Annotated in this window: 23 protein-coding genes; 12 read left to right on the forward strand and 11 right to left on the reverse strand. The window is 55.4% G+C overall.

What is annotated here, in order from left to right; all coding sequences use genetic code 11:
• Positions 1-46: 46 nt before the first annotated feature.
• From ACR0BU_RS13285 to ACR0BU_RS13315, 7 genes are read left to right on the forward strand one after another with little or no spacing between them, the layout of a single operon-like run.
• Positions 47-628 (forward strand): TRAP transporter small permease, encoded by a 582-nt coding sequence (locus tag ACR0BU_RS13285; protein ID WP_480737803.1) that lies wholly within the window; start codon positions 47-49, stop codon positions 626-628.
• The gene (locus ACR0BU_RS13290; RefSeq protein WP_480737804.1) at positions 628-1,917 is read left to right on the forward strand and encodes a TRAP transporter large permease; all 1,290 of its coding nucleotides are present in this window, start codon (positions 628-630) and stop codon (positions 1,915-1,917) included. Before ACR0BU_RS13285 ends, ACR0BU_RS13290 begins: the two co-directional genes overlap by 1 nt.
• 18 nt (positions 1,918-1,935) lie before the next feature.
• The gene (locus tag ACR0BU_RS13295; RefSeq protein WP_480737805.1) at positions 1,936-3,189 is read left to right on the forward strand and encodes a sarcosine oxidase subunit beta family protein; all 1,254 of its coding nucleotides are present in this window, start codon (positions 1,936-1,938) and stop codon (positions 3,187-3,189) included.
• A gap of 14 nt (positions 3,190-3,203) precedes the next feature.
• A complete protein-coding gene (locus ACR0BU_RS13300) occupies positions 3,204-3,470 on the forward strand; it encodes a sarcosine oxidase subunit delta (RefSeq protein WP_480737806.1) in 267 nt (88 codons plus the stop codon).
• Positions 3,467-6,262 (forward strand): 2Fe-2S iron-sulfur cluster-binding protein, encoded by a 2,796-nt coding sequence (locus tag ACR0BU_RS13305; RefSeq protein WP_480737808.1) that lies wholly within the window; start codon positions 3,467-3,469, stop codon positions 6,260-6,262. The genes ACR0BU_RS13300 and ACR0BU_RS13305 overlap by 4 nt, the downstream gene beginning before the upstream one ends.
• Entirely contained in the window at positions 6,255-6,863 is a 609-nt protein-coding gene (locus ACR0BU_RS13310) for a hypothetical protein (RefSeq protein WP_480737809.1), read from the forward strand. The genes ACR0BU_RS13305 and ACR0BU_RS13310 overlap by 8 nt, the downstream gene beginning before the upstream one ends.
• A 28-nt stretch (positions 6,864-6,891) precedes the next feature.
• Positions 6,892-7,581 (forward strand): TetR/AcrR family transcriptional regulator, encoded by a 690-nt coding sequence (locus tag ACR0BU_RS13315; protein WP_480737810.1) that lies wholly within the window; start codon positions 6,892-6,894, stop codon positions 7,579-7,581.
• Here the strand turns inward: ACR0BU_RS13315 and ACR0BU_RS13320 are convergent.
• Positions 7,578-8,057: an Lrp/AsnC family transcriptional regulator gene (locus tag ACR0BU_RS13320; protein WP_480737811.1), complete on the reverse strand. Its 480-nt coding sequence runs from the start codon at positions 8,055-8,057 to the stop codon at positions 7,578-7,580. The two genes, ACR0BU_RS13315 and ACR0BU_RS13320, sit on opposite strands and share 4 nt — an antisense overlap.
• 92 nt (positions 8,058-8,149) lie before the next feature.
• On the opposite strand from ACR0BU_RS13320, the gene ACR0BU_RS13325 reads away from it, so the two are divergent.
• The 4 genes from ACR0BU_RS13325 to ACR0BU_RS13340 are packed head-to-tail and all read left to right on the forward strand — an operon-like array spanning position 8,150 to position 13,650.
• Positions 8,150-9,355: a methionine gamma-lyase gene (locus ACR0BU_RS13325; RefSeq protein ID WP_480737812.1), complete on the forward strand. Its 1,206-nt coding sequence runs from the start codon at positions 8,150-8,152 to the stop codon at positions 9,353-9,355.
• A 22-nt stretch (positions 9,356-9,377) separates the two neighbouring features.
• Entirely contained in the window at positions 9,378-10,694 is a 1,317-nt protein-coding gene (locus ACR0BU_RS13330; RefSeq protein WP_480737813.1) for a trans-sulfuration enzyme family protein, read from the forward strand.
• Entirely contained in the window at positions 10,694-11,245 is a 552-nt protein-coding gene (locus tag ACR0BU_RS13335; RefSeq protein ID WP_299083102.1) for an OsmC family protein, read from the forward strand. The genes ACR0BU_RS13330 and ACR0BU_RS13335 overlap by 1 nt, the downstream gene beginning before the upstream one ends.
• 23 nt (positions 11,246-11,268) lie before the next feature.
• The gene (locus tag ACR0BU_RS13340; RefSeq protein ID WP_480737814.1) at positions 11,269-13,650 is read left to right on the forward strand and encodes a 1-deoxy-D-xylulose-5-phosphate synthase N-terminal domain-containing protein; all 2,382 of its coding nucleotides are present in this window, start codon (positions 11,269-11,271) and stop codon (positions 13,648-13,650) included.
• Between the two features lie 117 nt (positions 13,651-13,767).
• On the opposite strand, the gene ACR0BU_RS13345 is transcribed toward ACR0BU_RS13340, so the two are convergent.
• From ACR0BU_RS13345 to ACR0BU_RS13380, 8 genes are all read right to left on the reverse strand, one after another.
• Positions 13,768-14,436, reverse strand: coding sequence for a DsbA family protein (locus ACR0BU_RS13345; RefSeq protein WP_480737815.1), 669 nt, complete (start codon positions 14,434-14,436; stop codon positions 13,768-13,770).
• A 26-nt stretch (positions 14,437-14,462) separates the two neighbouring features.
• Positions 14,463-15,086 carry a glutathione S-transferase family protein gene (locus ACR0BU_RS13350; protein ID WP_298934615.1) on the reverse strand — a complete coding sequence of 208 codons (624 nt, stop codon included), beginning with the start codon at positions 15,084-15,086 and terminating at the stop codon, positions 14,463-14,465.
• 4 nt (positions 15,087-15,090) lie between these two features.
• Positions 15,091-15,963 carry an NmrA family NAD(P)-binding protein gene (locus ACR0BU_RS13355; RefSeq protein ID WP_480737816.1) on the reverse strand — a complete coding sequence of 291 codons (873 nt, stop codon included), beginning with the start codon at positions 15,961-15,963 and terminating at the stop codon, positions 15,091-15,093.
• Between the two features lie 4 nt (positions 15,964-15,967).
• The gene (locus tag ACR0BU_RS13360) at positions 15,968-16,918 is read right to left on the reverse strand and encodes a pyridoxamine 5'-phosphate oxidase family protein (RefSeq protein ID WP_480737817.1); all 951 of its coding nucleotides are present in this window, start codon (positions 16,916-16,918) and stop codon (positions 15,968-15,970) included.
• A gap of 24 nt (positions 16,919-16,942) precedes the next feature.
• The gene (locus ACR0BU_RS13365) at positions 16,943-17,329 is read right to left on the reverse strand and encodes a YybH family protein (RefSeq protein ID WP_480737818.1); all 387 of its coding nucleotides are present in this window, start codon (positions 17,327-17,329) and stop codon (positions 16,943-16,945) included.
• 27 nt (positions 17,330-17,356) lie between these two features.
• Positions 17,357-17,788, reverse strand: a complete 432-nt coding sequence (locus ACR0BU_RS13370; protein ID WP_298934619.1) for a DUF4440 domain-containing protein — start codon at positions 17,786-17,788, stop codon at positions 17,357-17,359.
• Between the two features lie 69 nt (positions 17,789-17,857).
• A complete protein-coding gene (locus ACR0BU_RS13375; protein WP_480737819.1) occupies positions 17,858-18,244 on the reverse strand; it encodes a YybH family protein in 387 nt (128 codons plus the stop codon).
• Between the two features lie 4 nt (positions 18,245-18,248).
• Entirely contained in the window at positions 18,249-18,557 is a 309-nt protein-coding gene (locus ACR0BU_RS13380; protein WP_480737820.1) for a hypothetical protein, read from the reverse strand.
• 99 nt (positions 18,558-18,656) lie between these two features.
• Here ACR0BU_RS13380 and ACR0BU_RS13385 point away from each other — a divergent pair, with 99 nt between their 5' ends.
• Entirely contained in the window at positions 18,657-19,559 is a 903-nt protein-coding gene (locus ACR0BU_RS13385) for a LysR family transcriptional regulator (protein ID WP_299083084.1), read from the forward strand.
• 140 nt (positions 19,560-19,699) lie between these two features.
• Here the strand turns inward: ACR0BU_RS13385 and ACR0BU_RS13390 are convergent, their stop codons facing one another.
• Both ACR0BU_RS13390 and ACR0BU_RS13395 read right to left on the reverse strand, forming a co-directional pair.
• Positions 19,700-21,310: an FAD-dependent oxidoreductase gene (locus ACR0BU_RS13390; protein WP_480737821.1), complete on the reverse strand. Its 1,611-nt coding sequence runs from the start codon at positions 21,308-21,310 to the stop codon at positions 19,700-19,702.
• A 175-nt stretch (positions 21,311-21,485) separates the two neighbouring features.
• Positions 21,486-24,629 (reverse strand): efflux RND transporter permease subunit, encoded by a 3,144-nt coding sequence (locus ACR0BU_RS13395; protein WP_480737822.1) that lies wholly within the window; start codon positions 24,627-24,629, stop codon positions 21,486-21,488.

Raw genomic sequence — 24,629 nt, forward strand, 5'->3', positions numbered from 1 at the left:
TGGGCCTTTCTCCTTGGCCCACTTTGCCAATTCTGGAGTGGTTACCGTGATAGAACTTGCCGATCAACTCCCCCCCAAATTGGGGCAAACCGTCAGGCGGCTGATAAAGATAAAGTCTGCCTTCCTGATGCTCTCGACCTTCATCCTAGCACTGACCTTCTTCATGGTCGTGCTCCTTCGCTACGTGTTGAAGAGCGACCTCTTTGCCTATGAAGAGTGGCTGATGCCAATGTGCTTTTGGCTGTTCTTTCTTGGTAGCGCTGTCGGCACATACGAAGACAGTCAGATCAAAGCCGATATTCTGGAAAGCTGGCTAACCAACCCAACAATCGTCTGGTGGCGAAAGGTCATCATCACTTCGGTTGAGTTAGTTGTAACCTGTTTTCTGGTTTATTGGGCGATCCTGATGCTACGGGATGAGATCGCCTCGTATCCCCAGTGGCAAACCACGATTGCTTTGCGCATTCCCTTCTTTGTCCCACGGCTCGGGATATTCGTCGGGTTTTCGTTCATGGCCTTTTACAGCGCGCTCCACCTCTACGTACTTCTGAAATTCGGAACTGCAGGCGTGATTGCTCAGATGGATAAGAGCGGCATTACCGGCAATCCTGGGAAGGGACATCCATAATGGTTATCGGTATTTCAGTATTACTCATCTGCGCCCTGCTGTTTGCGGGTGTTGCTGTTCCAATCGCCTTTGGCGGCGTTCTAATCTTTCTGGCTTACACCGGTGGCCACGATGTGTCGGGCTTCTTGCCAACCGGCCATTGGAAAATGAACACGGTCGTGATCCTCGTGATTCCTCTCTTCATTGTTGCGGGCGACATCATGAAGAACGGCAAGATTGCTTCTCCGATCGTCGATCTGGCCGAAATGCTGCTGGGCGGCATCCGGGGCGGTCTGTCCGGGGCGTCCGTGGTCGCAAGTGCCATGTTTGGCGCCATCTCCGGCAGCGGTGCTGCGACCTTGACCTGCATCGGTTCGGTCATGATGCCTCATTTGCGCAAAGCCAACTACCCTGAGGGGTTCTCTGCGGCGCTTCTAGTGGCGGCAAGCCCGCTAGGGCTTCTTATCCCGCCTAGCTCAGCGCAGCTGATCTATGCCTGGATCACCCAGCAATCGGTCCTCAAGTGCTTTTTGGCTACCGTCGTGCCTGGAATAATCGTCGCCTCGCTGCTTGTGATCATCAACCTGATCATGATGCGTAAGCAGACCGATATTGTATTACCAGAAGAGCGCGAGCAGCTTATCCTTGCTTTCAGCCGCAAAACCTTGGTCGCTTTTCCGGCGCTGATGATGCCCATTATCATTCTGGGTGGCATCTACGGTGGTATTATGACCCCAACCGAAGCGGCAGGCGTTGCGGTGATCTATGCGATCCCAATCGGCTTTTTCGTTTACAAAGGCCTGACCTGGAAAATATTCTTGGAAACTCTGAAAGAATCCGGTGTCACCATCGGTGTTGTCATGGTCATGATCTTCATGGTTCTGATCGTCAGCCGGTTTCTGATCTTCGAAGACATTCCCGGTATGGCTGAGGACTTGATCTTTTCGATCTCAGAAAACCCGATTGTGGTTTTGCTGATGATCAATCTTACAATGATCTTGATCGGCATGATCATGGACGATTTCAGCGGCCTGATCCTGAGTGCGACGCTGCTTTTGCCAATCGCGAAAAGTGTCGGCGTGGATCCGATCCATTTTGCCGCAATCCTTGGCGTCAACTTGGGCATGGGAAACATCACGCCACCGACAGCACCTTTGCTGTTTCTTGGCGCGCGCGTCACCGATGCACCCGTGCAGAAGATGCTTGGTCCGACCATGATCTTCATCGGCTTCGCGTGGTTGCCGACCCTGCTTCTGACGACATTCATCCCCGGCGTCGCATTGTGGCTGCCGGAACTTCTGCTGGGCTGACAACACAAAGGACACACAATGTCGCGCCACTATTCGGCATTTTCGGTCTTTCGCGAGGGTTTGCGGGGCCACAAGGGCTGGGCTCCGCTCTGGCGGAGCCCAGCCCCCAAGGACGCCTACGATGTAATAGTCATTGGTGGGGGCGGCCATGGTCTGGCGACCGCTTACTATCTGGCCAAAAATCACGGTGTGCGTAAGGTCGCCGTGATCGAGAAAGGTTGGTTGGGGGGCGGCAATACCGGTCGAAACACGACGGTGATCCGGTCGAATTACTTCTATCCGGAAAGCACCCAGCTCTATGATCTGTCGGTCAGGCTGTATGAAAAACTCTCGCGAGACATCAATTACAATGTGATGTTCTCGCAACGCGGAATGATGGTATTGACCCATTCCGAGGCCGAGATGGAAATCGCTTCGCGCACTGTGAACGCGATGCAGATCAATGGGGTCGATGCCGAGCTACTTGACGTCAAAGACGTGCAGAAGAAAGCGCCAATCCTGAACTATCGCAGCGATGCCCGCTATCCGATCAATGGCGCAATCTATCAAGGGCGCGGTGGCACCGGGCGCCACGATGCAGTGGCCTGGGGCTATGCCCGTGCAGCTGATCAGCAAGGCGTTGACATCATTCAGAACTGCGAAGTCACCGGCTTTCTTATTGAGGGCGGTGTCTGCAAAGGTGTCGAGACGACGCTGGGAAAAATCCGATCTGACCGAATTGGGGTCGCCGTTGCCGGCCATTCCTCGGTGCTAGCCGAAATGGGCGGGTACAGCTTGCCCATCCATTCATATGCCCTTCAGGCCTTTGTCACCGAGGCGATCAAGCCGGTGATGGATACCGTCGCCTTCTCACCAATGACAGGCAGCTATTTTAGTCAGTCCGACAAGGGTGGGCTGGTCATTGGCGGTGGGTTGGATCGTATCCCGTCTTATGCCGAACGTGGCAATACGCCAATGCAAGAGACGGTCTTGTCCGGCATCATCGAGATGGCGCCCGCGTTGGCCAAAGTTAAACTGCTTCGCCACTGGGCGGGCAATGTGGATGTCAGTCCGGACAGTTCGCCGCTCATAGGGCCTTCTGGCACCAAGGGTATCTACATCAACTGCGGTTGGGGCACGGGTGGATTTAAGGCGATCCCGGGTGGCGGATACGTCTTTGCCCATTTGCTTGCAACCGGCCAACACCACAATACCAGCCGCCCCTTCGATCCCGATCGTTTTCGCACCGGTCGCCTCCTGGACGAGGCCGCTGGTTCAGGCATTGCACACTGAAGAAAGAGAAATGAATGCAACGCTTCCCCTGTCCATTTTGTGGTCTTCGCGACGAACGAGAGTTCCGTTTCGCGGGCGAGGCCGGAAAAACACGTCCTGACACCACTCAAGAGGTCAGCGACAAAGAGTGGGCCAACTATCTGTTTTTTTGCAAAAACGCCAAGGGTCCAACCCGCGAGATCTGGGTTCATACAACCTGTCAGGAATACTTCGTCATGGAGCGCGACAGCGCCACGATGGAAGTCTTGGATACTACACCAATGCGGAAGGATGTGGCATGACCGGGCATCGCATCGAAACGCGCGGGTTCATCGACCGCTCAAAGCCGCTCAGCTTTCGCTTTGATGGCAAAACGTATCATGGCGTTCAAGGTGACACCGTCGCGTCAGCACTGCTGGCGTCCGGTGTTCGCATCTTTGGCCGCAGCTTCAAATACCACCGGCCACGCGGTGTTTGGGGCGCGTGGTTTGACGACCCGAACGCGGTTGTCGATATTGAATTTGGCGGCATCGCCTATCCCAACTGTCAGGCGACCACAACTCAACTGATTGAAGGAATGGTGGTCCGCTCGGTCAACGCTTGGCCGACGGCGCAGAAAGACCTCAAAGGTGTGCTGGATTTCGTACACAGGTTCCTACCTGCCGGATTCTACTACAAAACATTCATGTGGCCAGACTGGCACCTGTTTGAACCAATAATCCGGAAGATGGCCGGGATTGGTACGCTTGGCGCAGATGTCCAGGACACCTTTGAAGCGACCATATTGCACGATCACTGCGAAACACTTGTCATAGGCGGTGGGCCCGCTGGACTTATGGCAGCGCGAACCGCTGCCAAAGCTGGCAAGTCGGTCTTGATGATCGATGATCATCCCGAATTTGGCGGCAGCTCTTATCGCTATCCCAATGACACCGCTGACGCGCCGTCTTATTGGGTTGATGAACAGCTATCTGCGGTTGAGGATGCCGGCGGTCGGGTTCTGAGCAATACCACTGCGATTGGCGTCTATGATCACCAGGCGGTTTCGATCTTAACGGATCGCGGGGTTGGAGTTGCGCCTGTCGTTCGAAAATTGCGTCCTGAAAATGTCATCGTTGCCACAGGCGCGGTGGACCGCCCTATCACCTTTTCAGATAATGACCGCCCTGGTGTAATGTCACTGGATGCAGGCGCGGAGTTTCTTGCCCGCTATGGCATCCTGGTCGGGCGTCGGATTGCTATCCTGACAAATCGCCCGGACGCCGCAAATGTGGCTGCACAACTGGAAAACGCTGGTGCAAATGTGGACTTGCTGGATCCGAAGTCGGGTGCAGCTAAAACAATCGGGGCTCAGGCTATCAAAGGTCTCCAACTCGCCGGACACACCCACACTTGCGATACCATCCTGGCGTCAGCCGGGCTCACACCGTTGGTTCATCTCTGGCGCCATGCAGGCGGGAAGTTGGACTGGGATGACGGTCGACAGACATTTGTGCCCTCCACCGGACCGGATTGGATGCGTGTGATCGGCGCCGCGAACGGAACATTTGAAAGGGACGCGCTTGAAGAGGAAGCGAGAAGCGCAGCCCTCAATGCTCCATCGCCCAAGCGCCGGATCTATAGCATCCCGTCCCTGCTGCCCGATACGAACAACACTGAGGGGCGTCAGTGGATTGATTTCCAACACGATGTCACGCTCAAGGATGTGGCGTTGGCCCATCGCGAAAACATGGTCTCGGTCGAGCATTTGAAACGCTATACCACCCTAGGCATGGCAGGCGATCAGGGAAAGACGTCCAACATCGCCGGGCTGGCAGCCATGGCTGAGTTGAAGGGCCAGAAAATCCCGGAAGTAGGAACCACCACGTTCCGCCCACCTTTTGTGCCCGTTCCGCTTGAAGCCTACCGAGGTGCGCATCGCGACACACAGGTTGCGCCGCTCAAACGATTGACGCTTGAGCCTGACCATCGCGCTCTTGGAGCCGCCCTTGGAGAATATGGCGGATGGCTGCGCCCTGCTTGGTATGGTGGGGACGATGAAAAAAGCGCCGTGACGCGTGAATGTCAGATGGCCCGATCAGCGGCCGCGATCATGGATGGCTCGGCCCTCGGCGCAATCGAAGTGATCGGCCCCGATGCGCGTGCTTTTGTGAACTTCATCTACTACAACACAATGTCTAACCTGAAACCGGGCCGCATCAGGTATGGGTTTATGCTGACCGATTGCGGACTTGTCTTTGACGATGGGGTCATGGCTTGTGTGGACGACACGCGTTTCATCATCTCATGCTCATCATCACATGCGGATGGGGTTATGGCGCATCTCGAACACTGGCGGCAGGACAGTTTCGATCCCTATCGTGTCCATATCCATGATGCCTCGCAAAATTGGTCCACCGTGACGATAGCCGGGCCAAAGGCGCGCGCCATTGTTGAAGAGCTGGCTGTCTTGGACACGCTGGAAGAATTTGCACATATGTCACTTAGACTTGGCGCATTCGAAGGTGCTCCGGCCCGTGTCGCGCGGGTCAGCTTCACCGGGGATACCAGCTTCGAGATATCAGTACCCAACAACGCCGTCTCAGGTTTGTGGCAACGGGCTATCGCCGTTGGCAAGCCTCATGGGGCTGGCCCTGTAGGGGCAGAAGCGCTGATCGCATTGCGCGCCGAAAAAGGATACATATTGGTCGGCAAAGACACCGAAGGTGAGACAATGCCCCATGACCTTGGCTTTGGTGCCCCTCGCCTCCGCAAGTCGGCTGCCTTTGTTGGTGACCGGAGCCTTCACACCGATAATGCCAACCGAGAGGACCGCAAGCAGTTGGTAGGCCTCTCAGTAGACAACGGTGAACCTTTGCTTCCTGTCGGCGCGCACATCGTTACGGGACAAGGTTCTGATCGGCGTTCGCTAGGGTACGTAACGTCGAGCCACGACAGTGTGGCATTGGAACGCCCGATCGCACTTGCTCTGGTAAGCGGCGGTTTGGCGGCCATGGGTGAGAAGGTAGAAATCAGTCATATGGGCAGTTCCCGCCATGCAACAATAACGTCCTCTTGTGCGTTTGATATTGAAGGAGTTCGGATCGATGCGTGATGATCGCCACAAATGGCCACCGGCTTTGGGTAATGCCCGCCCTGAATTGACAGGAGAAAACATCGAAGCCCGCTTTGTTACATTGAAACGACAAACTGTGATCAGTGGTGCGCTTAACGACTGCCTCGCGGCCTGTGACATGGATGCTGCGACCGCAGGCGGAGCAGATCTTGCAGTGGGGGACGTTTATGCATTGCGTCAAAGACGCGATCGTCTTTTGGTCGTGAACGGGCTGTGTTTGACTGATGGATGGCATGCTGACCGAAACATAGCCGTCTCAGACTTCAGCGCGGCATACGCGGTGATATCCCTTGCCGGACCAAATGCGGAACGACTGATCGCAACAGGGACGGAATTTGTGGGTGACTCTCCATCGCCCTCAGTTTCACGGCTCTGGCACGGGTTTGGCACGCTTCTCTATCGCCATAATCAACCTCAGAGCTATCGAATGCATGTTAGAGCTGCCCAACTGGAAGCCGTGTGGGAAATGATCGGGCGGCAAGTTTCAGCATTGGATAGTGCTTCAGATTTGGTATTAGCCCGCGAAGACCTAGCTAACGAGACCCGTTACGATGGGCTTTGTCAAAGGAAAGCAAGCTAGTCAGCAGATTTATGGATTGGAAACCTAATTGAGCGCCAAGAAAAGAGCACCAAAGGCAGGGTCTATTTCCGCAGAGGACTGGATCTCAGCGTCGCGGGAGGTGTTGATCAAACGTGGCATCTCGGCTGTCAAAGTAGAGCCGCTGGCGCGCAAGCTCAAAGTGACGCCCGGAAGTTTTTATTGGCACTTCAAAAACCGAGATGCTCTGTACCGCGCTCTGCTGAAGGATTGGTTAGCGACCAACGTTCACCCTTTTTTTGAAGCACTTGAAGAGGCAGCTGATGAACCCCGCGCCCAATATCTGGCACTGGCCTATGTCTGGGTTCTGAGCCCCCAATTCGATGCCCCGCTTGATGTGGCGGTTCGGGAGTGGAGCAAAACATCAAAGCTGGCAGCGCGCACCCTGCGATTTATCGATCATAAACGGATTTCGCTCTATCAGTGGGTTTTCGAAGGATTTGGTCACGACGCGATGTCGGCGTTGGTGAGAGCGCGCACGATGTACTATCACCAGATCGGCTATTACACGATGCGAATTGAAGAAGATTCCGACAAGCGGCTTATGCAAATCCCGTACTATGCAGAGATCATTGCTGGCGATACCTGGTTGAAACATCTGACAACGCCAGACGAGATAAGGTGTGCGCTGGCCGAGTTTCCACGCCGCGAAAGCCTGGCTGACCGGATGGCGCGTCGTCCCTTGTCTTCCGTAGACTAAACATCAAGCTCAGGGAAAACCTGCGTTTTCTTCACAATACCGTAGACAAAACTGGTATCGATTGACCTGATGTGCCCAATTTTATGCAGGCGCTGCCGGACGAACCGCTCATAGTCTTCGAGATCCGAGACCACAACCCGCAACAAGTAGTCGGCGGCCCCCGTCATAACGTAGCATTCGAGAACTTCCGGGATGTTACGTATTTCTTCTTCGAACAGACCGACAACACTTGCCGTATGCCCATCTAATGTCACGCGGACGAAAATAGTGATCGGAAGACCATAAGCTGCGGAGTCAACGTCGATGCTGTAACCTCTGATTACCTCTTTCTGTTCGAGGTTTCTAAGCCGTCTCAAACAGGGCGACGGTGACAGGTTGACCGCTTCTGCCAGATCGAGATTCGTTATTCTCCCGTTCTCCTGCAAGGCTCGGATCATCTTGCGATCTGTGGCGTCTATTTTCGCTGGTTTTGGCATAATATTCCAACTGAAGTTATTACAAGGGCGAAGATAGCAACCTAATGCCCTCCGATCTATCCTAAAGTGCCATGCAATCAGGAGGGCTTCTCATGAAGAAAGACATTGCTGGCTTTTCAACACGCGCCATCCATCACGGGTATGACGCCTCAGAGCACCAAGGGTCGCTGAACCCGCCCGTCTATCTGACCTCAACCTTCACTTTCGACACTGCTGAAGCTGGCGGTGCGATGTTCGCTGGAGAACAGGAAGGACACTTCTATAGCCGCATCTCAAACCCGACACTCGATCAGCTTGAAGAACGCATCGCCAACCTGGAAGGCGGCGAAGCCGGGCTGGCCACTGCGTCCGGCATGGGTGCGATTACTTCCGTCTTTTGGACCTTCGTCGAGGCTGGCGATGAAGTCATCATCGACAAAACGCTTTATGGCTGCACGTTTGCCTTCCTGAGTCACGGGCTGACTAAGTTCGACGTTAAGGTCACACCCGTAGATCTTACCGACCCCGCAAATCTGACCAGTACGATTACTGACCGCACAAGGATTGTGTATTTCGAAACACCGGCCAATCCCAACAACCGTCTTGTGGACATCGAGGCGGTCTCGCGGATCGCCCAAGCGAACGGCGCGAAAGTTGTCATCGACAACACTTACGCGACACCTGTACTGACGCGTCCCCTCGAACATGGCGCAGATATCGTTCTGCATTCGGCCACGAAATATCTGGGCGGTCATGGAGATCTGGTGGCTGGTCTCATCGCGGGCTCCGCCGAAGACATGAAACATGTCCGGCTGGTAGGATTGAAAGACATGACGGGCTCGGTCATGTCCCCTTTCACAGCGATGTTGCTCTTGCGGGGATTGAAAACGCTCGAACTGCGGGTCGAGCGGCATTGTCGGTCGGCGATGCAAATCGCGAAAATGCTCGAAGACCATCCCGCGGTGGCCATGGTGCACTACCCGGGTCTCGACAGTTTCCCGCAAGCTGATCTAGCACGTCGTCAGATGTCTGACTTTGGCGGCATGATCCCATTTGAGGTCGTCGGCGGCAAGGAAGGCGGTATCGCCATGATGAACCGCCTGAAGCTCATTCAACGAGCGGTCAGCCTTGGTGATGCGGAAAGCCTCATCCAACACCCCGCAAGCATGACCCACTCCACATACACGCCTGAAGAACGCGCGGAGCACGGTATTGCGGAAGGCCTCGTTCGCCTCTCTGTCGGGTTGGAAACCCTGGACGACCTGATCGACGATTTGATGGCGGCCCTGTCTCAACACAACGCCATTGCAACAGAATAGCACGCCCTGACTGGAGGATAAGATGACTAAGAAACCACTTTATGGCGATGCAACCAGCCAAGCTGCGACACGCAAAGTAGGCGGCTGGATCGACGAACTGGACCGCGCGCGCAAATCCGGACCGTTTCTGGATGCGCATCCGATGGACGGCATGGGCATGTCGACCAAGGCTGTTCATGCTGGCACACATGACGACCCCCGCACCGGCGCCGTAGGGACACCGATATACCAGACCTCGACCTTCATCCTGCACGAGGAAACTTATGGATCCATCGAGGAAGGGTTTGGCCGGGATCGTTTCATCTACACCCGCTACGGAAACCCGTCTCAATGGGCGGTACAGGAAAAACTCGCAACACTCGAAGGCGCCGAAAGCGCGATCGTGTTCAGCTCAGGTATGGCGGCAATCACGGCCGCGGTTATGGCTCTTGTCGATAAAGGTGCGCATGTAGTCGCAGCCAGCGACCTTTATGGAGGCACCTATAACCTCTTTAATCAGGAATTCCCGTCGCTTGGCATGTCTGCCACCTTGGTGGACAGCTATGATCTTGAAGCAATCGAAGCGGCGATCCAGCCCAACACCCAGATCCTCTATTTCGAAGTGATCACCAACCCGGTTCTGAAGGTGGTGGACATACCTGCACTTGTCGAGATCGCCAAGCGTCATAACCTGCGCTTGATCGTTGATAGCACCTTTGCTCCTCCCCCGGTCATGAAGCCGCTGGAATTGGGTGTGGATCTGGTGGTGCATTCTGCGTCGAAATACCTCAATGGCCACTCTGATCTCATTGCCGGGGTGGTCTGCGGTCCGCGCAAGCTTGTGGACATGATCTGGCCACGACTGCTGAACTATGGCGGTTCGCTTGATCCGCACGCCTGCTTCCTGCTGGAGCGTGGTCTCAAAACGCTCGACATTCGAATGAAGGCACACGAGGCCTCGGCGACAGCGCTGGCTGAGTTCCTGGAAACACATCCTGCAGTGGAAAAAGTGCTCTACCCGATGCTGCCCAGTCATCCCGATCATGCCCGTGCCAAGGAATTAATGAAGATGGGCACTGGCAACGTCACATTCTTTGTCAAAGGTGGCGATCAAGCAGCTCTCGACCTGATGGATCATCTGCGCCTGCCAAAACAGGCAACCAGTCTAGGCGGCATTGAAAGCCTCATCAGCCTGCCCTTCAACTCTTCGCAGGCTACTATGACGGCGCGCCAACGCGCAGATATCGGCATCTTCCCCGGCTGTGTCCGCCTGTCTGTCGGAATCGAGGACGCAAACGATCTGATCGCCGACTTTGATCAAGCTCTCAACGCCATCTCTGTCATGAAAGGTGCTGCTTAATGCGCAACTCTATCCCAACCGCTGCCCTGAGCGAATTCGTCAATGAAGTTTCGGGCGATCCTGAAGAGGGCCTGATGAGCTATGGCATCGAGATCGACTGGGAAAGCGGCACACGCGCCCGGTCGTCGACCAAACCGATGTTGGTTGGCCCACACAGAGTCAGCCGCTCCTTTACCTGGAAGGCGGATGAACCGCGTCAACTGATGGGCAATAACCATGGACCCAACCCACAGGAACTGCTCCTGTCTGGCCTTGGCTCTTGCATGATGGTTGCGTTTGTGGCTGGTGCCACGGCGGAAGGCATTCAACTGGAATCGGTCAAGATCGACTTTGACGGCACGCTGGATCTGCGCGGTTTCATGGGTCTTGGCACCAATGCGCCGGTGGGCTTCCCGGAAATCCGCTATACGATTCACGTGACAGGCGACGGCACCCCGGAACAGTTCGAAGAGCTGCACAAAAAGGCCGTCGAACACAGCCCCAACGCACAAACGATCATCAATCCAGTCTCTCTGTCTGGCGAGATCGTCACCACAGAGATAGAAGACTAATACCCGACATGGGGAGCTTTGCCATGACCGCTTCGCGTACGCATCTGAAAACCATCGAACAGCTTCTGCTGTGGCATTCACACTGGATGATCCATCACGCTAACCACGTCCGACCCAAAGTGGACGGGATCAAGATCGGCGGGCATCAGGCATCATCCGCCTCGATGGTGTCGATCATGACGGCGCTTTACTTCTCCGCACTGCGACCAGAAGACCGGGTGGCCGTCAAGCCCCATGCCTCACCCGTTTTCCATGCAGCCCAATACCTGATGGGCAACCAGACCCGCGAAAAATTGGAAGATTTCCGGGGTCTGGGCGGCGTTCAGAGCTACCCCTCGCGAACCAAGGATATTGACGACGTTGATTTCTCCACCGGTTCTGTGGGTTTGGGCGTCGCAATTACCTCATTCGCTTCGATTATTCAGGACTATATCGCCGCAAAAGACTGGGGCAAAGATTCCCCTATGGGCCGCATGGTGGCGCTTGTCGGCGATGCAGAATTAGACGAAGGCAACATCTACGAGGCCTTACAGGAAGGTTGGAAAAACGACCTGCGCAACACCTGGTGGATCATTGATTACAACCGGCAATCGCTCGACGGGATTGTTCGTGAAGGTCTGTTTGAGCGCATCGAAAAAATCTTCGACGCTTTTGGCTGGGAGGTCGTTAGCGTCAAGCACGGCGCACTACAGCGGGCTGCATTTGAGGAACCGGGTGGCGAGAAGCTTCGTGACTGGATCGATGCCTGCCCGAACCAGGAATACTCGGCCCTGACCTTCATGGGCGGAGCTGTATGGCGCGAACGGCTCATGGATGATCTGGGTGATCAAGGCGATGTCTCCGCCCTGATAGAACGGCGCAGTGATGACGAACTGGCCGCATTGATGGAAAACCTCGGCGGCAACTGCGTTGAGACAATGGCCGACACTTTCGATGCCATCGACCACGACCGCCCAACCTGTTTTCTTGCCTATACGGTCAAAGGCTGGGGCACACCCATCGCAGGCCACAAAGACAATCACGGTGGGCTGATGAACAAAACCCAGTTTGCTGAATGGCAAAAGCACATGGGTGTCACCGAAGGTCAGGAATGGGAGCGGTTTGCGGGGGTAGAAAATGCTGCCGATCTGGAGCGTTTCATGAAGACCGTTCCGTTCTTCGCGGATGGACCGCGCAGGTTCAGCGATGCAAAGGTGCCGGTGCCTGCCGTCGAGTTCAGCAGTGATCGCGAAATCTCGAGCCAGGCGGCCTTTGGCAAGATCCTTGATGATCTGTCGAAAGGCGACAGCGAACTTGCCACGCGTATCGTGACCACATCACCCGACGTGACCGGGACCACGGGCCTTGCCTCCTGGGTCAACCGGCGCAAGCTTTTCGCTCGATCCGAACAGGCGGATGCCTTCATTGAACACCGTATTCCATCGACAGCGAAATGGGCGTTTACGCCAGAAGGACAGCATATCGAACTTGGCATCGCTGAAATGAACCTGTTCCTGCTGTTGGGGGCCGCTGGTCTTTCACATTCTCTGTTTGGAAAACGTTTGTTGCCCATCGGCACGGTTTACGACCCTTTCGTGTGCCGTGGCCTCGATGCGATGAACTATGCCTGCTATCAGGATGCGCGCTTCATGATCGTGGGCACGCCATCGGGCGTGACGCTTGCGCCCGAAGGCGGTGCCCACCAATCCATCGGTACGCCGCTCATCGGAATGAGCCAGGACGGGCTGGCCGCATTTGAACCGGGTTTCGCTGATGAGCTGGCGGTGATCATGGAATGGGCATTCGACTACATGCAGCGGGATGGCGAAGGCGATCCCGATGAACGGACATGGCTGTGCGATGAGACTGGCGGCAGTGTCTATCTGCGCCTGACCACCAACCCTATCGAACAGCCTGGAAAACGGCACGATGACGCCTTTCGACAGGGGGCCATCGATGGGGCCTACTGGTTGCGCAAGCCGGGGCCCAATTGCGACGTTGTTATCGCCTATCAGGGGGCGGTGGCTTCTGAAGCGATAAAGGCGGCGGGTATCATCAGTGAGGGTCGGCGTGACGTTGGTGTGCTTGCGGTCACCTCTGCGGACCGGCTTAACGCAGGCTGGACTGCTGCGCAGCGGGCCCGTTCACGTGGCACCGCGCATGCCCGCTCCCATGCCGAAACCCTGATGGGCGAGCTCCCACCGCATTGCAAGATCGTCACCGCCATCGACGGCCACCCGGCCACTCTTGCGTGGCTTGGGGGAGTCGCTGGGCACCAGACGATCTCGCTCGGGGTCGAGCATTTTGGCCAAACCGGAACCATTGGCGATCTCTACAAGCACCATGGGATTGATGCCCGCTCGATTGTGGAGAAGGTGCAAGGGTTGACGCTAGGTCGTCACATCCGAATTCACGCTGCAATGTGATGAGCCTGTTGTCCTTTGACAGATCGCGGCTCTCCTACGGGAAACGTTTGTGAAGCAGACCTGTCGTGGCCCAACCGCGGCCACGACAGACGGCTTCAAGGCTTGCTGAACGCCGAATTAGCTCGAAACATTACCCATTTCACTAACCGCAGCTGTCTTGACGATCTGCTCGAACCGCGCACGGAACGCCTCTGACTCATATTCAGAGTTGATCTGGCCAAGCAACGTGTCGTCCTCGGAGAAGATGAGGATCGTCGGATAAGACTGAATTCCTAACGACGCTGACAATGCATAACTCTCATCGACGACGGGTGTTTCCTCGGTGGCAATAACGATCGCGTCCGTATCAAGTTTGGGGAAGCCATAAGCCTCACATATCTCGTCATATGTTGCAGCGAGGTTTAGATCCTTTCCGTTCAGGAAGTGCTCGTCTTGCAGGATATGTGCAAATTCCAATGCCCGGTCCGGGGCCAGGTCCTTCATTTGCAGGATGGCGTGGCTGGGCGGAGCCGAGATGCTGAGAGGTGCGTCCTCTTGTTGCAACATATCGCGGAACGGTTGACCGATTGCGCGCCCTGTCACGCGCGTCATTTTGATCTCTGCCTCGGCGATGTATTCAGCCATATCAGCGTAGCTTCCAACCCGGTTCCCTTTGACCAGACCGCCGGGAACGATATCGATTTCGACATCAGGATGCGACTTCACGAAAGCATCAAGCGTCGGCGTAAAGCCAAAACACCATCCGCACAGGGTGTCATGTCCGTAAATGATCTTGATCTTGCTCATGGCAAATCCTTTGCTCCGGGACAGATTCAAGCGGATGAACCCATGATTTCGGCGACGGACTGGATTCTCACGAATCCGTCCAGAGCTTCGATCCGAGCAAGCCATGCACGGGCATTCGGATAGTCAGCCAGCGATACGCCTGCTTCCTCGACCGCAGCGATGTAACCGTAGTTGGCCACATCCGCGATAGTCGGTGCATCACCTGCCAGCCAGTCGTTATGCGCAAGACGCGGTTCGAACATGATTCTCATCAAGTTGTGTGTCTTCTCAACCGCTCCGTCATAATCAATAGGCGCGCCGAAGAATTTGGAGATGCGTGCACCACACGGGCCTTCGAATACTTCTTTGACACTGGTGGTCAGCCATTCCTGAACCTGCGCCGCAATGGCCGGGTCTGCGGGTAACCATGTGCGGTCGGCGTCGTGCTTTAACGCCAGATAGGTCAGGATAGACGTGGAATCCCGCAGAACCACATCTCCATCCACCAGCGCAGGAACCTGACCCATAGGGCTGATATTCAGATAGTCAGGTTGCTTATGCGCGCCGCTTTGCAGATCCACAACGACGACCTCATGATCAACGTTCAGTAGCGAAAGCATGGCAGTTGCCCGATGGGCATGACCAGACAGAGGGTGTGTGTATAGCTTCATCAGATTATCCTTGTTGGGTGAAGTGGTTGCGATGATCTGACACCCAGTCCGCAAAAGATGTCAGTTTCAGGTTGAACCGCGTTTCAATATGCGAGGGATCGGGCTGGAATTGATCTGGATTGGCCTGCACGCCGCCATACATGCCCGCGACATGAGCTCCCGCCAGCACGCCAAGCTGACGCGCGAACTCTGGTGCCGTCATGACATCGTATGCAAGGCTACGCCCGAGCACCTCCCCCATGATATCAGCGAGCTCCTCAACATCCAGGGCTGCAGGTCCACCAAGAGGCAAAACCTCGTTGGGAAGATCGCTTTGGAGGGCCCTATCTGCTAAGCGGCCAAAATCGGCAGCTGCGCCCCATTGCATCTTGAAACGGCTCGGTGTCGGATATGGCAGCTTACCCTGCGTGATTCCCTTGACAGTCCAAGGCCCAAGCAGATTCTCCATGTAAGTAATCGGCGCCAGCCCAAGAAAGGAAAAGTCGCCTTCCTGCAGGGCACGCAGCACAACAGCGCCGGTCTCGGTCTCCGATGATGGGTCCATGATCGGTCCGCCCGTGTTCCAAACAACCCGTTCAGTGCCCGCTTCTTTCGCGGCCTGCAGAGCATTAAATCCATAGATATTGCGATCATCATTCGGGTCCGTGATGAGCGGTACGCGCAGAAATAAGGCATCCTGCCCCTCGCTCGCGCGACGCAGCGCGTCCAGATCACTCATATCGCCTGTGACAGCATTGACGCCTGCGGCTTGCCAGCGTTCTGCGCCATTCGTAGAGCAGGTAAAGGCCCGCACCTGGTGACCCGCATCGACCGATGCCTGAGTGCCGGCCGCCATCTGTGAACCATTTGCGCCATAGGCAAGAATCCTGTGTGTCATGGGTTCAGTCCCCCTGGGGCCGTGGCCTGAGTTCAGGGCTAACCGGCGATGCTTCGATGAACCGCCAAATAAGTGCTGTGCTGGCCGTCTTTCGTGTGACACCAGTCACCTCGATACGCAGAAGTTTTTGCGCGCCAGGAAAACGTGAGACCTCATCAGCGTCTTCAACGAGGCTTGCGCTCCCATGAATATGCAGCTGATCCCCGGTCTCAAAATCCACGAATAGAAGCGCTGCTTTTGGGTTCAAAAGAAGATTGCCAAAGGTGTTGTAAAGGTCATTGCCCTTGTAGTCGGGGATCGTAATCTGAGAGGCTGTATCCACTGAAATAAAGCCTGCTTGACCGCCGCGATGGTTTACGTCGACACCTTCGTAAGGCGCGTTCGATCCATCCCGTAAATAAGACGCAATGAAGAAGGTGTCCGCGTTTATGATCAGGTCAGCATCAACAGGTGCCAACATGGCGGTATGTGTGATCCCGATGCGTCCGGATGATTGATTACGTTCGGCAATTTCACGGAGGTTGATGTATTTAGGGCAATTGCCGTAGCTCTGCACGACGTTGATGTTGATCGACATCTCGTCAATGGCAGAAATTCGGCCATGCATCCGATTGCGTCGGCGGTTTGATAGGTCAAGCCCCAAGACGCCGACTGGCTGGCCGATATCCAACGCATCAAATGCGCGAATGTCTTGGCGAGGGCCCGTTCTGACAATCAGCGTCTTGGGGTCTGGAGAGGAAGCAAACCCAACTGACCCAGTGACGATGGAGGCGTGCGCCAGACCCCGTTGATCCACAGTTCCCAAGAAGATATATTCCAGCTCCTCAAAAAACTCACGATGCTGATCCGGTATGAAGTCTCGCATCAAATGCTGCGTCATCACGTCGATTTTCGCGCGCATGCCGGCATGGTTTTGCAGGCGCAGTTCACCAGCGTGGAAATGCTTGTTGGTCATGGAAAACCTCTGGGCTTGCGTGGATCAAGAAACTGTGGGCGGGCCGTTCGGGCAGTCGATCAAGTAGCCCCAGCCTCCATTTTCTAGTTTTTTCGCAACTTCCATGGATTGTCCTTCGGCCATGACCGTTCCATCGGGCCCGATCACCCTCCAGTTGGCGCGCAACATGGCCACATCGCCATTGATCACCTCGCAGAAGACATCGCTCTTGATCTCTGGTTTCAGGTCCAGGAAACCTTCAAAGGCCTTCCGCGCGCCCTCTACCCCCATGAGTGGTGGCTGGTCCGGTGGAAAGAAGATCTGACAGTCAGGGTGAAAGAGCGACGTGATGCCCTCAAGATCGCCTTCTTGAAGATAGGCGCTGACACAATCGGCGATGTCGCGGGGGCGTTTTGCAATATGTTGGGTCATGTTGAAGATTGTCCTGTTGATGAGTGATCAGAAGTCGAAAGAGCCAACGTCGCGCGCACTGTCGGGGAGCCAAGTTTCCTGGATGTGCAGCCAAGTGACGGGGCTGGTCATCTTCATCAAGACGCTGGTGACACGGGCATTCTCGCGCTCGGATTGCGTGGCGCCCACCTGCCATTCGGTGTAGGTGGCCATCACCAGATCCCCGACTTCCCGTCGGATGGTCACGTCGCGGATTTGAATACGGAAATCCTTGTTCGTCCCAAAGTCTCTATCGAACCCGCCTTTCAGCATCTCTCCGGTCAGGATGTGACCTTCTGGTGGGATGAACACGACATTTTCGTCCAGGCGCGACAAGAACTGTGATCCAAGCTGATCACGGTCAGCTGTCCCGTTGAACCATTCGGTGAAGAATTCATGCAGATCGACGATCTCTTTGGTGACGATTTCGAGCGTGGACATGTTGGTCTCCTGCAAGATGTTGAAGGGACAGAGAAGAGACCACGCCGGGTTCGACGCGGCCAGCGTGGTTTATTCGGGGCCGTTGTTGTCAATGTCGAGGAACATCTTCCACGCGCCGGTTTCATCGCGTTTGTATCCAAGCACCAACCGACCTTCTGGTTTTTTGACTTCGCCGGTATCGCGCATCTTCATGGTGCCGTAGAAGCGACCAGACACGATTGCCGTGTCGCCGTAAAACTGCAGGTCTTCGATGTCGTAGCCGGAGGTGATTTCTGCAGCAGCGATGCGCGGATTGTATTTGTCACGGATCGCCTGAGTACCAACGGTCACGGGCTGGAGTTCATTGACCGTCATGACGTCTGGGTGACAGGAAGCTACCATCCGCTCGATGTCGCCACTGTCGAGGCCTTCGTTCCATTCGTTGATTGCGGCTTGGATTTCTTCACGTTCAGTCATGGTCTTACTCCGGTGTTTTTGGTTGATGGATTGTCAAAAACTGGCCAACGATCATCTCTTCGATCTGGCCAAGGAACGCCTTGGTCGCAGGGCGTTCGGCAAATTGGGGCCTCACGCGCTTTGCCGTCTCGTGATCCGGGAAGGTGAAAATGTCAGCGTAAAGCGTGTCACGCGACGGGTCGGTCGTAACCAGCGTTTCCCAGGATGTGACGCCCTCAAGCGCTACAAAGTCAGCGCGTGCGGCCTCGCGGATGGCATCAACCTCAGCTCCCTCTTTCATCTTGAGAACGAAAATCTCGGTGATCATGGTCATGGAAGGTTCCCTGCTTCTCTGGCTTGTGGAGAACTTAATCCGCTGATATCGTAAGGATAACCGCCTATTTGCCTGACACTCTGATCGGATTATCGAGCAATGAGCCAGAACAATTTCGGAGAAGTCCGCGTCTTTGTCGAAGTTGCACGCCGCGGCGGATTCCGCGCCGCAGCTGAACATCTGCACCAAGCACCTGCATCAGTGAGTGAGGCCATCCAACGCTTCGAGGATCGGCTTGGTGTACGTCTGTTTGAACGATCAACCCGATCAGTTGCCTTGACCCCAATCGGCGAGCAGCTTTACGCACGCAGCCTCCCGGCCGTCACGGATCTCGAAGGCGCACTTAGCGCTCTGGACGAAGAAAAAGACCAGGTAAGCGGCACACTGCGCCTTTCAGCGCCGTATAGCGCAGGCCCATTCTTTCTTGACGATTTACTTGCAGAGTTCGCCGCAACCTATCCGACCGTCCGGGTCGAAGTCATATATGATGATAAAAAGGTGGATCTTCTGACCTCGGGCATCGATGCGGCGATAAGGTCGCAGACTATGATGGCCGCAGATACACACGCATTACCTGTTGGGCCAGAACTCAACATGACGATCGCTGCGTCGCGCAGCTATCTCAATGAACGCGGCACGCCAAGGCACCCGAGTGATGTTTTGGCTCACGACACGATCTGTTACGCCTTCGGTCGCGGCGACCAGCTTGCTCCTTGGGGATTCACAGGCCCAGAAGGAGCCTATGTTATGCAGCCCAAACCAAGGATGGTGGCAAATGACATGCGTTCGCTGCTGAGTTACGCAGCCCATGGGCTAGGCCTCGCCTATGTCTATGGTGAGATTGCAGCACCTTACGTTGCCAATGGTGATCTTGTGAAGGTTTTGGGCAAACATCTTGCACCTATGCCCCGCTACTCGATTAACTATCAGAGCAAGCGTCATATGCCGCGTCGGTTGCGTGCGTTCATAGATCTAGCCAAGACCCAAACTCGCTTGCAGTAGACGGCGAGAGAAACCTCGTCAGCCACAAAGTATTCGGACTTGAGCCAGCGCCTATCGAATAGCCGCTGAAAGCTGCGGGCATACGACGGGCTATGTTCCGCTACGAGGCAACGGAACTGGTCAGAAGAACATCACCATGTTCAGATTTGCAGGTAATCCCAAGCTTGAGATATCACCACCGATCCTTCCCCCACAGCAGAGGCCACGCGCTTGACCGACCCTGCGCGAACATCGCCTACGGCAAAAACCCCGGGACAGGAAGTTGCAAAAGATGATCCCGCACCGGCCTCATTACCCGTAACCACAAAGCCGCGCGAGTCCAGTTGGCAGCTTTGCGATAGCCACTCAGTGTTGGGTGCAGCCCCGACCATTACAAAGGCGGCGCTGCAGTCGAGTTGCCAGTCTGATCCGTTACGCTCAATGATGACACTGGACATCGCTTCGTCCCCGATAAGTGTCTTTAGCTGGGAGTTGTAGTGGATGGTGACCGCCGGGTCGGCCTCTAACCTTGACAGCAGGTAATCGGACATCGACGCCGCTAAGCTCTCTCCTCGCACCAGCACATGGACATGTTTTGCCGATCGCGACAGATACATCGCTGCCTGCCCGGCAGAGTTGCCTCCTCCCACCACGACCACATCCGTGCCCTTGCAATAACGCGCTTCCATTTCGGTCGCCGCATAGTAGATGCCCAAGCCTTCAAAATCTTTCAACCTTTGCAGCGGCAGACGCCGGTACTGCACCCCCGTGGCGACTACAACAGAGCGTGTTCGCAGCTTTTGTCCATCATCCAGCGTTACACAAAATACTCCGTCAGATTCCGGTTGCAGTTGGGTGGCCTGCTTCGGGCGGACAAATCGGGTGCCAAACTTCACAGCTTGGACTTCACCGCGCCATACAAGGTCTGCGCCTGAAATCCCTGTAGGGAAACCCATGTAATTCTCGATCCGGCTAGATGTACCTGCCTGGCCACCGACTGCAAGGTCTTCTACAACAATTGCAGACAGCCCTTCGGCGCCGGCGTAGACCGCGGCCGCTACTCCGGCCGGACCACCTCCCACAATCAAAACATCTATGACCTCGCGACAATCGTACGATTGCTCAAGACCAAGTAATCGTGCGACCTTGGCCGGAGTCGGATCGTCAACAACCAAGCTGTCGCCAAAGATTACCGCCGGTTGGTGCCCCGTCAGGTGGCAGCTTCTCGCAACATCACTGGCGTCCTCAGAACCTAAATCCATCGTCTGGAACGGGATCTTGTTTCGAATTGCAAACTCCTCGATTTGCCGGATGTTGCGGTTCAGGTTTGCACCGATCAGCTTCAGAGAGCTGTCGTTGTCTTCGATCTGACGTCGGCGACGCGCAGAAAAAACAGTGATGATGATATCGGACATTTCTGGAATGCGAGACATTGCGTCCAGCATTTTCTCACGCGGAACAGAGATGGCACGCGTGCTTTCGCGTGCACGCATCGGCAGCGAGTACACCCCACCACTGAGAAACGCGATCTCTCCCAGAAACTGGGTCGGCCCAAGAGACGTCGGCAAATAGGCCTCCCGAGTGTGCGGATCAATCACTTCTACCCGGCCTTCGACAATGTAGATGAACTGGTCCATTGGATCACCAGCCTCGGCGATCATTTGACCCGCTTCGAAACTCACTTCAGTGCCTAACGCTTTCAACGTTTCTACGTGGCTCTGATGCAATGGTGTTCGCGTCATTTCGCGAAGATCGGCCGCCAGGCTTTCCATGTCAGGCTCTCCTAAGAAAATGGGTCTTTGGCATTAACTAGCAGTCAGTTCGAGATTTTCACTTGTTCCATTGGCGCCATTTCTTTGGTCTTAGATCCGCTGGCGATATGTATGCTGATGCGCAAATACGAACATCCTTGCGCTACGCCAAAGAGGCTGTCGCGATGCGGTAAGTTCACACCGTCACTTGTCGACCTGGGAAAACGGTGCGCAGGGCAACATAGAAAACAGGTGTGAAGAACAGCCCCAGCAAAGTCACACCCGACATGCCAAAGAACACGGTTGTTCCAAGAGCCTGCCGCATCTCTGAACCGGGACCGACTGCGATCATCAAGGGCAGAACTCCAAGTATGAATGCAAAAGCCGTCATTAATATCGGACGCAGGCGCAATTGGCTGGCTTCGACGGCGGCATCAATAGCTGTCAAACCGCGTTCCTCCTGCGCTTGCTTGGCGAATTCCACGATTAGGATCGCATTCTTAGCCGCAAGGCCTACCAGAACAATCAACCCCACTTGTGTCAGGATGTTGTTATCCATCCCTCGAAACATCACCCCCAGCATCGCGCCCAACACGGCGAGTGGGACAATTAGGATAATGACAACTGGGAGCGCCCAGCTTTCGTATAGCGCCGCCAGAAATAGGAACGCAAACAGCACCGAAAAGGCAAAAATATAGGCCGCCGTGTCGCCCTGGTTGCGTTCCTGCAAGGCGAGTTCGGTCCACTCATAGTCCAAACCGGGTGGCATGACGGCTTCGGCGAGGTTTTCCATTTCCAGCAATGCCTGGCCCGTCGAGACGCCGGGCGCTGGCGACCCCTGTACCGGAACCGACACCTGCTGATTGTAGCGTTGCACCAAGGCCGGGCCTGCAGTTTCGCGAACCGTGACCAAGGTCCCTAATGGAACCAACGCACCCGTCGCAGAGCGGACCCGCAGACTTCGAATATCACTCTGGCTTAGGCGGAACGGCTCATCCGCCTGCGCACGCACCTGAAACAGACGCCCAAAGGCATTGAAGTCGTTCACATAGGCTGAACCGAGGTTTATTGAGAGCGCTTCGAATACCTCTCCAATGGGGACATTGAGCATTTGCGCCCGAACGCGATTGATCTCGAGATAGAGCTGGGGCGATCCGGAAGAAAAGGTCGTGAACACGCCCTGCACCTTGTCCGACTGGCTTGCGCTGCCCATAACGGAGTAAGCGGATTGTAGCACCCGGGACATATCCGCGCTTTCAAGGTCCTGAAGCTGCAGCTTGAACCCTCCACCAGTGCCAACCCCACGAACCGCCGGAGGTGCGATGGCGATGATGAAGGCTTCGCGCAGGGACTGCATCCGACCAAAAAGCTGGCCCACAATAGCACCTGCAGTGAGCCCGCTTTTTTGGCGATTTTCAAAGCTTTCGAACGTGGTGAAAATTACACCCTGATTGCTCGCGTTGGTAAAGGTCGCTCCTGAAAAGCCCGCAAACGCCACGGCATTTGTAACCCCGGGTGTTTCCAATGCAATCTCGGTCGCTTGTTTGATGATATCGTCGGTCCGGTCCAGTGCTGCTCCGTCTGGTAGTTGCACCACAACGATGGCGTACCCCTGGTCCGCTTCCGGGATGAATCCGGTCGGCACCTTAGTCGTGATCCAGTATGTTCCGCCAATCAATCCGGCAAATACCAGCAAAACCATGCTTCGCATCCCACTTGAACTGGCCAATGTGCGCACACTGCGACCATAGGCGAACGCCATCGCATCAAACCCCTTGTTGAATCCATTGCTGAGCGGGTCGGTGACAAATGCCAGAGGGTTTCTTGTTGGAACACCTACATTTGGCTTTAGGATCACGGCAGCCATGGCTGGTGAAAGGCTGAGCGAATTGATGGTTGAGATCACCGTCGCGACGGAAATCGTGACAGCAAATTGCCGGTAGAATTGGCCAGTGATGCCTGGCACCAGCGCGGCTGGCACGAAGACGGCGATCAATACCAGTGTCGTCCCTAGGATCGCATTTTGGACCTCGTCCATTGTGCGCGCAGAAGCATCCCTGGGAGACATGCCATTTTTGATGTTTCGTTCGACATTTTCGACCACAACAATCGCATCATCCACGACGATTCCGATCGCCAGAATGAGCCCAAAGAGCGTCAGCAAGTTCAGCGAGTACCCAAGTGCCAGCATCACGGCAAATGTCCCGATAAGTGATACCGGAATGGCGATCAACGGTATGATTGCCGTCCGCCAGCTCTGCAAAAAAACAACGATCACGACAACGACCAGCAATACGGCTTCAAACAGTGTTCGATAGACTGCGTTCACCGAGGCTTCGATAAATTCCGTGGGGTTGTAGACCACCTGATACTCAAGCCCGGCCGGGAAATCCTGTGATAGTTCCTCAACCACGGCCAGGATCTCATCCGCCGACGCCAACGCGTTCGAGCCCGGTCGCTGGAAAATCCCAAGCGCGACGGCTGGTTTGTTGTTCAGGTAAGAGTTGGTCACGTAAGACCGCGCTCCGATTTCAACCCGCGCCACATCCCTCACCCGCACGACGCGCCCGTCATCGGTCGACTTGACAATAACACGACCGAATTCGCGCGGATCTTCCAACCGGCCTTGTGTTGTAAGTGTCACCTGAAAGGCGCTGTCCGTCGCATTGGGAGGTGATCCAAGCGAACCGCCTGAAACCTGAACATTCTGTTCGCGCAGCGCCGCGACAACGTCTCCTGACGTCAATCCGAGAGAGCCAAGCCGATCCGGATCCAGCCACACGCGCGCCGAAAACTCTCGCTCACCGAAGATAATCAGATCACCGACACCATCAAGGCGCACAAGGCGGTCCCTTACCCGCGAGCGGGCGTAGTTGGACACATAGAGCTGGTCGAAAGTTTCATCCGGCGACAGCATGTGGATCACCATCATCAGGTCAGGTGAAGACTTATTGGTCGTGACGCCGAGCGCTCTGACTTCTTGCGGCAAGCGCGGTTCTGCAATGGCAACGCGGTTTTGGACAAGAACTTGGGCAGCGTCGAGATTGGTACCCAGTTCGAACGTGATCGTCAGCGACATACTGCCGTCTGCCGTCGAATAAGACGACATGTAGAGCATACCTTCAACACCGTTGATCTCTTGTTCAAGCGGTGTCGCCACCGTGGCGGCAATTGTTTCTGCATCCGCTCCGGGATAACTCGCCCTGACCACAATCGATGGCGGTGCGATTTCCGGATATTGCTCGACGGGTAGTTCGAAATACGCGAGCAATCCCACAATAGTCGTTACGACCGCGACCACGATCGCAAAGATGGGGCGGGTGACAAAGAAACGTCCCAT

Source organism: Ruegeria sp. CK2, assembly GCF_056536585.1.

What these genes read in the sequence shown, in the direction of transcription:
- ACR0BU_RS13330 (WP_480737813.1), top strand. Translation starts at nt 9,378, where the DNA reads ATGACTAAGAAACCACTTTATGGCGATGCAACCAGCCAAGCTGCGACA.
- ACR0BU_RS13395 (WP_480737822.1), bottom strand. Translation starts at nt 24,629, where the DNA reads ATGGGACGTTTCTTTGTCACCCGCCCCATCTTTGCGATCGTGGTCGCG.
- ACR0BU_RS13350 (WP_298934615.1), bottom strand. Translation starts at nt 15,086, where the DNA reads ATGAAGCTATACACACACCCTCTGTCTGGTCATGCCCATCGGGCAACT.
- ACR0BU_RS13385 (WP_299083084.1), top strand. Translation starts at nt 18,657, where the DNA reads ATGAGCCAGAACAATTTCGGAGAAGTCCGCGTCTTTGTCGAAGTTGCA.
- ACR0BU_RS13345 (WP_480737815.1), bottom strand. Translation starts at nt 14,436, where the DNA reads ATGAGCAAGATCAAGATCATTTACGGACATGACACCCTGTGCGGATGG.
- ACR0BU_RS13370 (WP_298934619.1), bottom strand. Translation starts at nt 17,788, where the DNA reads ATGTCCACGCTCGAAATCGTCACCAAAGAGATCGTCGATCTGCATGAA.
- ACR0BU_RS13320 (WP_480737811.1), bottom strand. Translation starts at nt 8,057, where the DNA reads ATGCCAAAACCAGCGAAAATAGACGCCACAGATCGCAAGATGATCCGA.
- ACR0BU_RS13380 (WP_480737820.1), bottom strand. Translation starts at nt 18,557, where the DNA reads ATGACCATGATCACCGAGATTTTCGTTCTCAAGATGAAAGAGGGAGCT.
- ACR0BU_RS13365 (WP_480737818.1), bottom strand. Translation starts at nt 17,329, where the DNA reads ATGACCCAACATATTGCAAAACGCCCCCGCGACATCGCCGATTGTGTC.
- ACR0BU_RS13360 (WP_480737817.1), bottom strand. Translation starts at nt 16,918, where the DNA reads ATGACCAACAAGCATTTCCACGCTGGTGAACTGCGCCTGCAAAACCAT.
- ACR0BU_RS13300 (WP_480737806.1), top strand. Translation starts at nt 3,204, where the DNA reads ATGCAACGCTTCCCCTGTCCATTTTGTGGTCTTCGCGACGAACGAGAG.
- ACR0BU_RS13310 (WP_480737809.1), top strand. Translation starts at nt 6,255, where the DNA reads ATGCGTGATGATCGCCACAAATGGCCACCGGCTTTGGGTAATGCCCGC.
- ACR0BU_RS13390 (WP_480737821.1), bottom strand. Translation starts at nt 21,310, where the DNA reads ATGGAAAGCCTGGCGGCCGATCTTCGCGAAATGACGCGAACACCATTG.
- ACR0BU_RS13290 (WP_480737804.1), top strand. Translation starts at nt 628, where the DNA reads ATGGTTATCGGTATTTCAGTATTACTCATCTGCGCCCTGCTGTTTGCG.
- ACR0BU_RS13340 (WP_480737814.1), top strand. Translation starts at nt 11,269, where the DNA reads ATGACCGCTTCGCGTACGCATCTGAAAACCATCGAACAGCTTCTGCTG.
- ACR0BU_RS13325 (WP_480737812.1), top strand. Translation starts at nt 8,150, where the DNA reads ATGAAGAAAGACATTGCTGGCTTTTCAACACGCGCCATCCATCACGGG.
- ACR0BU_RS13355 (WP_480737816.1), bottom strand. Translation starts at nt 15,963, where the DNA reads ATGACACACAGGATTCTTGCCTATGGCGCAAATGGTTCACAGATGGCG.
- ACR0BU_RS13335 (WP_299083102.1), top strand. Translation starts at nt 10,694, where the DNA reads ATGCGCAACTCTATCCCAACCGCTGCCCTGAGCGAATTCGTCAATGAA.
- ACR0BU_RS13305 (WP_480737808.1), top strand. Translation starts at nt 3,467, where the DNA reads ATGACCGGGCATCGCATCGAAACGCGCGGGTTCATCGACCGCTCAAAG.
- ACR0BU_RS13375 (WP_480737819.1), bottom strand. Translation starts at nt 18,244, where the DNA reads ATGACTGAACGTGAAGAAATCCAAGCCGCAATCAACGAATGGAACGAA.
- ACR0BU_RS13295 (WP_480737805.1), top strand. Translation starts at nt 1,936, where the DNA reads ATGTCGCGCCACTATTCGGCATTTTCGGTCTTTCGCGAGGGTTTGCGG.